The organism is Variovorax ureilyticus (assembly GCF_037889935.1).
Taxonomy (GTDB): Bacteria; Pseudomonadota; Gammaproteobacteria; order Burkholderiales; family Burkholderiaceae_C; genus Variovorax; species Variovorax ureilyticus.
Genome location: NZ_JBBKZU010000005.1, coordinates 460,728 through 469,818, shown reverse-complemented (window position 1 = coordinate 469,818; position 9,091 = coordinate 460,728). Strand labels below are relative to the sequence as shown.

The 9,091-nt window shown below is 67.6% G+C and carries 9 protein-coding genes; 3 read left to right on the top strand and 6 right to left on the bottom strand.

The window, feature by feature from the left end:
- The 3 genes from WKW77_RS14605 to WKW77_RS14595 form a co-directional block, all read right to left on the bottom strand.
- The coding region (locus WKW77_RS14605; protein ID WP_340357560.1) for an amino acid synthesis family protein at positions 1-192 on the bottom strand (192 nt) is incomplete at its 3' end.
- A gap of 21 nt (positions 193-213) precedes the next feature.
- Complete coding sequence (locus tag WKW77_RS14600; protein ID WP_340357559.1) at positions 214-1,137, bottom strand: UPF0280 family protein; 924 nt, start codon at positions 1,135-1,137, stop codon at positions 214-216.
- A gap of 3 nt (positions 1,138-1,140) precedes the next feature.
- A complete protein-coding gene (locus WKW77_RS14595; RefSeq protein WP_340357558.1) occupies positions 1,141-2,757 on the bottom strand; it encodes a 6-hydroxynicotinate reductase in 1,617 nt (538 codons plus the stop codon).
- Between the two features lie 247 nt (positions 2,758-3,004).
- Between WKW77_RS14595 and WKW77_RS14590 the strand changes: the two genes are divergently transcribed.
- From WKW77_RS14590 to WKW77_RS14580, 3 genes are all read left to right on the top strand, one after another.
- The gene (locus tag WKW77_RS14590) at positions 3,005-3,778 is read left to right on the top strand and encodes a ferredoxin--NADP reductase (protein WP_340357557.1); all 774 of its coding nucleotides are present in this window, start codon (positions 3,005-3,007) and stop codon (positions 3,776-3,778) included.
- Positions 3,779-3,890: 112 nt separating this feature from the next.
- Complete coding sequence (locus tag WKW77_RS14585) at positions 3,891-4,679, top strand: TetR family transcriptional regulator (protein ID WP_340357556.1); 789 nt, start codon at positions 3,891-3,893, stop codon at positions 4,677-4,679.
- Between the two features lies 1 nt (position 4,680).
- Entirely contained in the window at positions 4,681-5,880 is a 1,200-nt protein-coding gene (locus WKW77_RS14580; RefSeq protein WP_340357555.1) for an amidohydrolase family protein, read from the top strand.
- Between the two features lie 21 nt (positions 5,881-5,901).
- Here WKW77_RS14580 and WKW77_RS14575 read toward each other — a convergent pair whose 3' ends face one another.
- From WKW77_RS14575 to WKW77_RS14565, 3 genes are read right to left on the bottom strand one after another with little or no spacing between them, the layout of a single operon-like run.
- Positions 5,902-6,300: a GtrA family protein gene (locus WKW77_RS14575; protein ID WP_340357554.1), complete on the bottom strand. Its 399-nt coding sequence runs from the start codon at positions 6,298-6,300 to the stop codon at positions 5,902-5,904.
- On the bottom strand, positions 6,297-7,271 hold the full coding sequence (locus WKW77_RS14570) for a glycosyltransferase family 2 protein (protein WP_340357553.1): 975 nt from the start codon (positions 7,269-7,271) through the stop codon (positions 6,297-6,299). Before WKW77_RS14570 ends, WKW77_RS14575 begins: the two co-directional genes overlap by 4 nt.
- The gene (locus tag WKW77_RS14565) at positions 7,255-9,045 is read right to left on the bottom strand and encodes an ArnT family glycosyltransferase (RefSeq protein ID WP_340357552.1); all 1,791 of its coding nucleotides are present in this window, start codon (positions 9,043-9,045) and stop codon (positions 7,255-7,257) included. The genes WKW77_RS14570 and WKW77_RS14565 overlap by 17 nt, the downstream gene beginning before the upstream one ends.
- Positions 9,046-9,091 lie beyond the last annotated feature (46 nt).

Sequence of the window (9,091 nt, the reverse complement as noted above, 5' to 3'; positions counted from 1 at the left end):
GCGGTGCGCCATGTCCAGACCCACCGGATCGAGCAGCTTCATCATCGGAAGGATGTCGGGCTCGTAGCGGCCCGCGAAGGGATTGGTCAGCACCGCGGCGATCGCGCCACGTACCAGCGGCGTTGCGGCGCGGGGGCCGAACTCGTGATGGATGGTCTCGACCTGGGTGAACACACGGCGTATATCGATCATGAAAACAAGTCCTGCTTTTCGTTAAGCAAATACTGAACCAACTGCACCCCCGGCGCCAGTGGGGGTTCCCTGCGACGGCAGCGTCTTTCCCTGCGAGCTTAAGGGCTGCACCATGCGCCATTGCCCCTGGCAAACCAGCACCACCGACCACACGAGGCCCACACGCTGCAGGGCCTGCGCGCACGCGACGCCCGCATCGAGTGCACGGCGCACCTGCGCGGGCGCGAGCGTCTGGACATCGCGCGTGACGAGCAGGTCGCCGAGGTCGCTGTCGTCCTTGCATTCGTTGGCTGGAAGACGGTGGATGCCGGGATCGTCGACGTTCACCGCATTCGCGATGACGGTCGCGGCTGCATCGGCCTCTGCTGCGGTGGCGGCGAGCACGGTCACGCTGTCGGCGATGCCGAGCGAGAAGCTGCGCCCGCGCCAGCCGCTGGTCGCCACGCCGCGCACCGGCATGGCTGCATCGATCTCGAACTGGCCATCGGTCGTGAGCGGACCGGTATCGCGCGGGTCGAAGCGCGCGAGATCGGCAAAGAGGCCGATGCGCACTGAATGGCCCGGCGCGAGATGCAGCGCGATGTCGCCGCCGTTGTTGAGCCAGGCGCGCTCGATGCCGGGCCGATCGAAGCAGCCGATGAGTTCCTGCGCGACCGCGCCGGCCACCGCGGCCATCGGCGTGATGAAGCCCGCGCTGAATGGCGCGCAGGCCCGCCACATGCGTTGCGCGATGGGGCCGCGCAGCGCGCATTCGGCGCCGACAGGCTGGCGCAGCAACGGCAATTCGCCGACGAGCTCATCGAGGATCGTGCGAAAGCGCTGCCACGCGTGTTCGTGCGCCGCGGCCACCTCCGCCGCATCGCCATGCGCTTCCGCCACGATGTCGATGGGACCGTGATTCAGATGCCAGCGGCCGCCGTCGAGCGCGGTGCGTTGGGCGCTCATCATCTAGCCGAGCATTGGGGGCTGGCCGAGCGGCCAGGGATTGGCCGCGTCCATGCGCAGCCATTGGCGCGCGAGCGGCGCCCCGTCGTTGTGCCAGGCGCCGCGCGCAAGTGCCTGCTCGATCGAGAACACATGCTCCATGTGGCCGCCGAGCGCCTCGTAGTCGTCACGGCGCATGCTGAACTCGATCGGCGCGACGATCGCCGGCGTGGGCACCGTGCCGAAGCTGTTGTCGGGCATGCGCATCACGTCGACCATCACCGTGATGCCGCCGCCCGGCCACACATAGGCCGGCGCGCCGCCGCAGGTCACGTTGACCAGCGCCTGCTTGATGGCACGCGTGAGCAGCACCGGGTTCTCGGTCACGCCCGCGCGCAGGCTGCCGCCCGCGCCGCCCAGGAACAGCACCGTGCACAGCGACGGCTCGCAGTTCTCGCCGATGCGCTCGACGATGCGGCGCACCTCTGGCGGCATCTCCTGCTCGACCGGACGCAACTGCTCGTCGAGCACGTACCACTGCGCGTGCTCGCCGGTGGTCGAGGTCATCAGCAGCTTGAGGCCCGGGCGCGCAACGCCCTCTTCCCAGCCTTCGATGATCGACAGCGGATCGCTGATGTCGGTGCCGCCCCAGCCGGTGCCGGGGTTGGCCACCTGGAAGTAGCGCCCCGGCGTGGACTTGCGCCCGCGCATCCGGATGCCCGAGGCCGGCATGTCCAGGCAGCGCCCGGCCTGGTGCTCGGTGAGCACGCCGGTGATGTGGTCGTCCACCACCACCACTTCGTCCGCATGGCCGAAGAGCTGCCGCGCGAAGATGCCGATGGCCGCCGAGCCGCAGCCCACGCGCATGCGCTGCTCCTCCACACCATTGACGATCGGTGCGCGGCCGGCCTGGATCACCATGCTCGCGCCGCCGTCGATCACGCATTCGACCGCCTTCTTGTTGCCCAGCAGCTGCATCAGCTCGGCGGTCATGCGCCCTTCCTTCTTGCTGCCGCCGGTGAGGTGGTGCACCCCGCCAAGCGACAGCATCTGCGAGCCGTACTCGGCCGTGGTGACATGGCCGACCACCTCGCCCTTGTAGCGGACGTTGGCCTGCTCGGGGCCGAGGAAGCGGTCGGTGTCGATCTTCACCTTGAAGCTGCAGTAGCTGAAGATGCCTTCGGTGACCACCGTGACCATGTCGACGCCGTTGGCTTTGGAGCCGACGATGAAGGGCGCGGGCTTGTAGTCGGGGTAGGTGGTGGAGGAGCCCACGCCGGTCACGAAGACCTCGTCGCCGTGGAGGAGATCGCCGTTCCAGTCGGGGGCCTTCTCCTTGTCCGCTTCGCCGGCCGTGTCGGCACCTGCCTGGGCGAAGGGCACGAGCACCGGCGTGTCGCTCGACAGCTCGCGGCGCAGCAGCACGACCGGATCGACCCGCACCAGCACGCCCTCGCGATTGGCGTAGCGGTCGCACGCACCAGTGCGCCCCTCGGAAATCTGGCACAGCACCGGGCAGGCGTTGCACTCGACCTTGCTCGCGCTCATCTTCTCGTTGCGCAGCGGCGAGCGGCCGGCGACGTCGGGCATCACGGGGAGGTCCATGCCGGGCAGTCCGTCTGTTTTCGTGTGTTCGGTCATCGCGGATCTCGTGAAATTCAGGCCGACGGGAGTGCAACAAACGTGCCCGTTACCCGCTTGTGTCGAAGCTGACGTTTGTGTAGCATTCCCTAAACGTTCATGTGGCAAACACTACATTGAAGATCAATGTAGCAAACGGGCCCGATGCTTGCAATGGTGTTTTCGCGAGCGTCCCCCGCGAGCTGCCGGAGCGTCGCAGACAATAGAGGGTTCGCTTCTTTTCAGTCCTTCACCATTTCCGACCCTTATGAGTGCATTCAGCGAAGAACGAGTGTTGAGCGTCCATCACTGGACCGACCGGCTGTTCACCTTCACGACGACGCGCGACCCGGCGCTGCGCTTTTCCAACGGCCACTTCACCATGATCGGCCTGAAGGTCAACAACAAGCCGCTGCTGCGCGCCTACAGCATCGTGAGCCCGAACTACGAGGAGCACCTCGAGTTCCTGAGCATCAAGGTGGAAGAAGGCCCGCTGACCTCGCGCCTGCAACACATCCAGGTGGGCGACACCATCATCGTGGGCCGCAAGCCCACCGGCACGCTGCTCATCGACTACACGCTGCCGGGCAAGCGCCTGTATCTCTTCGGCACCGGGACGGGGCTGGCACCATTCATGAGCATCATCCGCGACCCCGAGACGTACGAGAAGTACGAAAAGGTCATCCTGGTGCACGGCGTGCGCCAGGTGGACGAGCTGGCCTATCACGACCTCGTGATCGACCACCTGCCCAAGCATGAATTCCTCGGTGAGCTGATCGAGAAGCAGTTGCTCTACTACCCGACGGTAACGCGCGAGGAGTTCCGCAACATGGGCCGCATCACAGACCTGATCGAGAGCAACAAGCTGACCGACGACCTCGGCCTGCCGCCGATCAATCCGGCCGAAGACCGCGTGATGCTCTGCGGCAGCCCCGGGCTGCTGGTGGACCTGAAGCACATCCTGGAAGGGCGCGGCTTCAAGGAAGGCAACACGAGCACCCCCGGCGACTACGTCGTCGAGCGCGCCTTCGCCGAGAAATGACAGCCCCCCGGCTTTTCACGCGCTACGCGCGTGTAACTCCACCCCCCGAGGGGGGCGCGCGGCTCGCCTTGGGGCGGCCCGGCGGCGGCCGCATTCATCTCTCCTGACTCTGATGCCCGAGCGCAAGGCCACTTCCACCAAGCCGCAGCGCCGCACCGGCGTGCGCGAAGCTGCGGCGCAGGCCACGCGCGAGAGCATCCTGCGCGCGGCGACCAAGGTATTCGCCAGGTACGGCTACGACGGCGGCAGCGTCGAGAAGATCTCGCAGGCGGCCAAGTCCTACGACCGGATGATCTACTACTACTTCGGAAGCAAGGAAGGCCTCTTCATTGCGGTGCTCGAAGGCATCTACCGGCGCATGGACGAGGCCGAGGCCGCCCTGGCGCTCGACGCCTCGCGGCCGGTGGAGGCCCTCACCGCGCTGACCCGCTTCGTGCTGGGCTACTACCGCAAGAACCCCGACTTCGTCACGCTTCTCAACACCGAGAACCTGCACAAGGGCCGGCACATCGCGAAGTCGCTGCGCGCGCGCGAATATTCGTCGCAGGCGATTTCGATCATTGGCGAGATCATGGCCAGCGGCGTCGCGCAGGGCCTGTTCCGCGCCGACGTGTCGCCGCGCGACCTCTACCTGCTCATCGCCTCGACGGGCTATTTCTACATGTCGAACCGGCACACGCTCACCGCCTTCCTCGGCGAGCCGCTGGAAACGCCTGATGCCGTCGCGCACTGGGAAGACTTCGTGATCGAGGCGGTGCTGCGCACCGTCGATGCCGGGGCTTCCGACGAATCCGCAGAACCACCCCACCAAAAGGCAGATATGACCCCCAAAGCTCACATGCGTTCGCAGCCCCCCAGGGGGGCGCAGGCCTCCCTGGGGGCGGCCCGGCGGGAGTCCTGACATGGCAGAAGTCGCAAGCGCCGCAAAGTCAGGCAAGGTCGTCATCCGGAACATAGGTCTGCTGCTGTCGGGCGACATCGACAAGCCCATCCTCGATGCCGACACGATCGTCGTGAACGACGGGCTGATCGTCGCGGTCGGCAAGGAGAAGGACTGCGACACCGAGGGCGCCAGGACCGTCATCGACGCGAAGAAGACCTGCGTCGCGCCGGGCCTCATCGACAGTCACGTGCACCCGGTCGCTGGCGACTGGACGCCGCGCCAGAGCCAGCTCAACTGGATCGAGTCGAGCCTGAACGGCGGCGTGACGACGATGATCTCCGCCGGCGAAGTGCACTACCCCGGCCGGCCCAAGGACATCGTGGGCCTGAAGGCGCTGGCGATCACCGCGCAGCGCGCCTTCGATGCCTTCCGCCCGGCCGGCGTGAAGGTTCTGGCCGGCGCGCCGGTCATCGAGAAAGGCATGGTCGAGAGCGACTTCAAGGAGCTGGCCGAAGCCGGCGTGGGCCTGCTCGGCGAAGTGGGCCTGGGCACGGTGAAGGCCGGCTACGAGGCCAAGGAGATGGTCGCCTGGGCGCGCAAGTACGGCATCCAGAGCACCATCCACACCGGCGGGCCGTCGGTCCCGGGCTCGGGCTACATCGACAAGGACACGGTGCTGGAAGCCGACGCCGACATCATCGGCCACATCAACGGCGGCCACACCTCGCTGCCCGAGGCGCATGTGTGCGAGCTGTGCGAGAAGAGCACGCGCGGCATCGAGATCGTGCACAACGGCAACGAGCGCACCGCGATCGCGGCGGCCCGGGCCGCGATCGAGCTGAAGTGCCCGCACCGCGTGATCCTCGGCACCGACGGCCCTGCGGGCTCAGGCGTGCAGCCGCTGGGCATCCTGCGGATGGTCTCGCTGATCTCGTCGTTCGCGAACATTCCGGCCGAGCTGGTGTTCTGCTTCGCCACCGGCAACACGGCGCGCATGCGCCATCTGAACTGCGGCCTGATCGAGCCGGGGCGCGATGCGGACTTCGTGTTCATGGACCGCGCGCAGCACACTGCCGGCAAGACCCTGCTGGAGAGCGTGCAGCTCGGCGACATCCCCGGCGTGGGCATGGTGATGATCGACGGCATCGTGCGCTGCGGCCGCAGCCGCAACACGCCGCCGGCGACCGAAGTGCCGGTGGTGGCGTCGGGCGCGCACTGAGGCGCCCCTCTCTCTGTCTGCTCAGTGCTCGCGCGCGGCCCGGAACACCAGGTACCGGGCCGAGGCGAAGTTCACCACCAGCCCAGCGCAGCTTCCAGCCGCGACGCCGAGCGCCGGCCCCCATGAGCCGCCCACCCAGTGCAGCGTGAGCACGTAGGCCGCGTAGTTGACCAGCGCGCCGCCGAGCATCGTCAGCATGTAGTGCAGGTATTCGCGCGCGATCGAGGCGCCTGAGCGCCGCGCGCGGAAGGTGAAGTGCCGGTTCAGCAGCCAGGTCGCCGTCGCGGCGGCGGTCCAGGACAACACGCGCCCGCCGTACCAGCCCAGATGCGGCGAGGCGACGTACAGCACGCCCACGTCGACGACGAAGCCGATCGCACCGACGACCACGAACGACAGGAACTCCTTGCCGATCCTCACGGCAGGGCCCGATTCCGCACCCCCGGGATCGCGAGGTAGCGCAGCCGCTTGGCCTCCTGCCGCCCGATGGTCACGGTGTGCAGCACGATGCCGCAGACGAAGGACAGCATCGCCATCAGCATCGTGCCCGTGACGAGCACCGCGGTCGGAAGGCGCGGAACGAGGCCCGTCTCGAGGTAGGTGACGACCAGCGGCTCGGCCAGCACGAGCGAGATCAGAACCAGCACGGCCGCCACGCTGCTGAAGAACAGCAGCGGTCGTTCGCTCACGAACAGCTTGAAGATCGTGCGCAGGATGCGCCAGCCGTCGCGGTAGGTCGACAGCTTGCTTTCGGAGCCTTCCGGGCGCGAGCGGTAGAGCCCCGGCACTTCCGCGAAGGGCATGCGCAGCTCGAGCGCGTGCACCGTCAGCTCGGTCTCGATCTCGAAGCCCTTCGACACCGCGGGGAAGGACTTCGCGTAGCGCCGCGAGAAGACGCGGTAGCCCGACAGCATGTCCTTCAGGTGCCCGCCGAATAGGCCCGCGACCGCGCCGGTCAGCAGGCGGTTGCCGAAGCGATGGCCCCGGCGGTAGGTTTGCGCGTCGTCGCCCGCGTCCACGCGCGAGCCGACCACCATGTCGAGGTTGCCGTCGATCATCCGGTCGATGAGGCCGCGCACGCCGCTCAGGTCGTAGGTGGCGTCGCCGTCCACCATGACGTAGATGTCGGCCTCCACATCCGCGAACATGCGGCGCGCGACGTTGCCCTTGCCGCGCAGGACGACGTGGGTGACGAACGCGCCATGCGCGCGCGCGACGGCCGCGGTGTCGTCGGTGGAGTTGTTGTCGAAGACATGGATCTCCGCATCGGGCAGCGCCGCGCGGAATTCGTCGATCACCTGACCGATCGCCAGCGCCTCGTTGAAGCACGGGATCACGGCGGCAATGCGCAGCGGTCCCTGCAGCGGGGGCATTTCAGGGTGCTCGGTCATTTCGATATTGGCGGATGCGGTAGGCCTTGGCATTGTCTTTTTCGTAGATCAGGGCGAACTGCTCGCGAAAGCCGGGCTGCGCCTCCAGGTAGGACGCCGTCGGCAGCGACACTGCAATCGCCTCGAAGCCTTGCTGGGCCAACTTCCGGGCGTAGTCCGCGGGCGGGAAGATGATGAAGTCCGAGTAGCGCCATGGCCCGAGCGCGTCGCCCCAGACCGGGCTCGGGCCGTAGTAGGTCGCCTCGCTCAGCGCGATCTGGTAGACGCGGCCCGTCGCATGCTCGCGCAGGTAGTTCATCACCGCATAGCCCGGCACGTTCTTGCGCAGGAACGCTTCGCGCTGTTCGGGCGTGGTCGCGATCATCGACACCCTCTCGCTCGTCTTGTGAAAGACGATGCCGACCCCGGCCACCAGCAACAGGATGGCGAGCCACCGGCCCGCCCGGTCGAGCCCCCCGCTGCGGTCGCGCTCGGGCATCGTCCGGCGCAACTTGGCGGCGATGCCGCCGAACACCGTCTGCCATCCCACGGCGGCGGTCAGCGCCAGCATCGGAAATGCGGGAACCAGGTAGCGCGGATAGCGCGAAGTCAGGGTCCAGACGAACAGCGAATAGATGCAGAACACCGTCGCGGCACGCAACGCGGCGGAGCGCTTCCAGTGCGCGCTGAAGGGCACGGCCAGCACCGCCCAGATCAGCGGAGTCGGCAGCGAGGCGTGGTCGCGCACGTCCTGCAGTTGCTGGCGGTAGTCCGCGGCGTTCCAGTTGGTGAAGCCGAACACGCGCGCGCCGATGGGGTTGAAGGGATCGCCGGTCATGATCGCGTTGCGCGCATACCAGTAGATGCAGGGGATCAGGAAGCAGAGCAGCGCCGACCCCAGCACGCGCGGACGGCGCTCGTGCCAGAGAACGAAAACGCCCACGAGCGGCAGCACCGTCAGCGCCTGGTATTTCGAGCCGACCGCGATGCCGAGGAAGAACGCCGCGAGCCCGAGCCAGCGCGCGCCCTGGGGCGGCGGCGATTCGCGCCACCACCACAGCGCCGCGCAGGCGGCGAGCACCAGCAGCGCGACGCTGGTGTCGATGAGCGCGCCCGTGTAGTCGCCCATGCCGAGCCAGATCGCCGCACCCGCGCAGGCCACCACGCGATTGATGTGCATGACGCCGAGCCGGTAGACGATCAGCACCGAGGTCCAGCCCGCGAGCGCATTGAGCAGGTGCGGGAACACATCGTTGCCGTTGCCGACCATCAGCGCACCGGCATAGAGCAGGTTGTAGTTGTACGGAAACCAGGGATAGCGCAACCACTCGTAGATGCCGAGCCTGCCGCTCTGGGCGACTTCGCGGGCATACGGCAGGTGGTACATCAGCTCGTCGAACACGGCCGGCGGCGCGAGCGGCGCGGCCAGCGTCATGACGCCGAGCAGTGCGAGGGCGATCATCCCCATCTTCTCGAGCCAGGACAGCGACGGCGGCACCTCGCGCGTGCGCACCTGGCGCAGCCATGCCGGCAGCTGCGCAATCGCCAGGCCGACGCCGAGCGCGACCATGGCCCAGACGACCGCGGACGTGAACCAGCCGACGATCCCGAAGGCCTGGAAGACGCAGATGAAGATCCCGATGCCGGTCGTGACGGCCATCGCCGCCTCGAGCCAGACGTCGCTGCGCGCCGGCGCGCCGAAGCGCGCGAGCACCGCCCGCCCGAAGCCCCAGCAACTCGCGACGAAGACGGCCAGCGCCGCATAGTGCGCGACCGCAAACACCAATTTGGTCATTGGGCTCGCCCCGAGGCCGTGCGCACCTGGGGCGAAAGCGCCGAAC

Bases quoted from the DNA above. Each gene is read 5' to 3' on its own strand.
- WKW77_RS14585 (WP_340357556.1), top strand. From the start codon at position 3,891: ATGCCCGAGCGCAAGGCCACTTCCACCAAGCCGCAGCGCCGCACCGGC.
- WKW77_RS14590 (WP_340357557.1), top strand. From the start codon at position 3,005: ATGAGTGCATTCAGCGAAGAACGAGTGTTGAGCGTCCATCACTGGACC.
- WKW77_RS14600 (WP_340357559.1), bottom strand. From the start codon at position 1,137: ATGAGCGCCCAACGCACCGCGCTCGACGGCGGCCGCTGGCATCTGAAT.
- WKW77_RS14580 (WP_340357555.1), top strand. From the start codon at position 4,681: ATGGCAGAAGTCGCAAGCGCCGCAAAGTCAGGCAAGGTCGTCATCCGG.
- WKW77_RS14565 (WP_340357552.1), bottom strand. From the start codon at position 9,045: ATGACCAAATTGGTGTTTGCGGTCGCGCACTATGCGGCGCTGGCCGTC.
- WKW77_RS14570 (WP_340357553.1), bottom strand. From the start codon at position 7,271: ATGACCGAGCACCCTGAAATGCCCCCGCTGCAGGGACCGCTGCGCATT.
- WKW77_RS14595 (WP_340357558.1), bottom strand. From the start codon at position 2,757: ATGACCGAACACACGAAAACAGACGGACTGCCCGGCATGGACCTCCCC.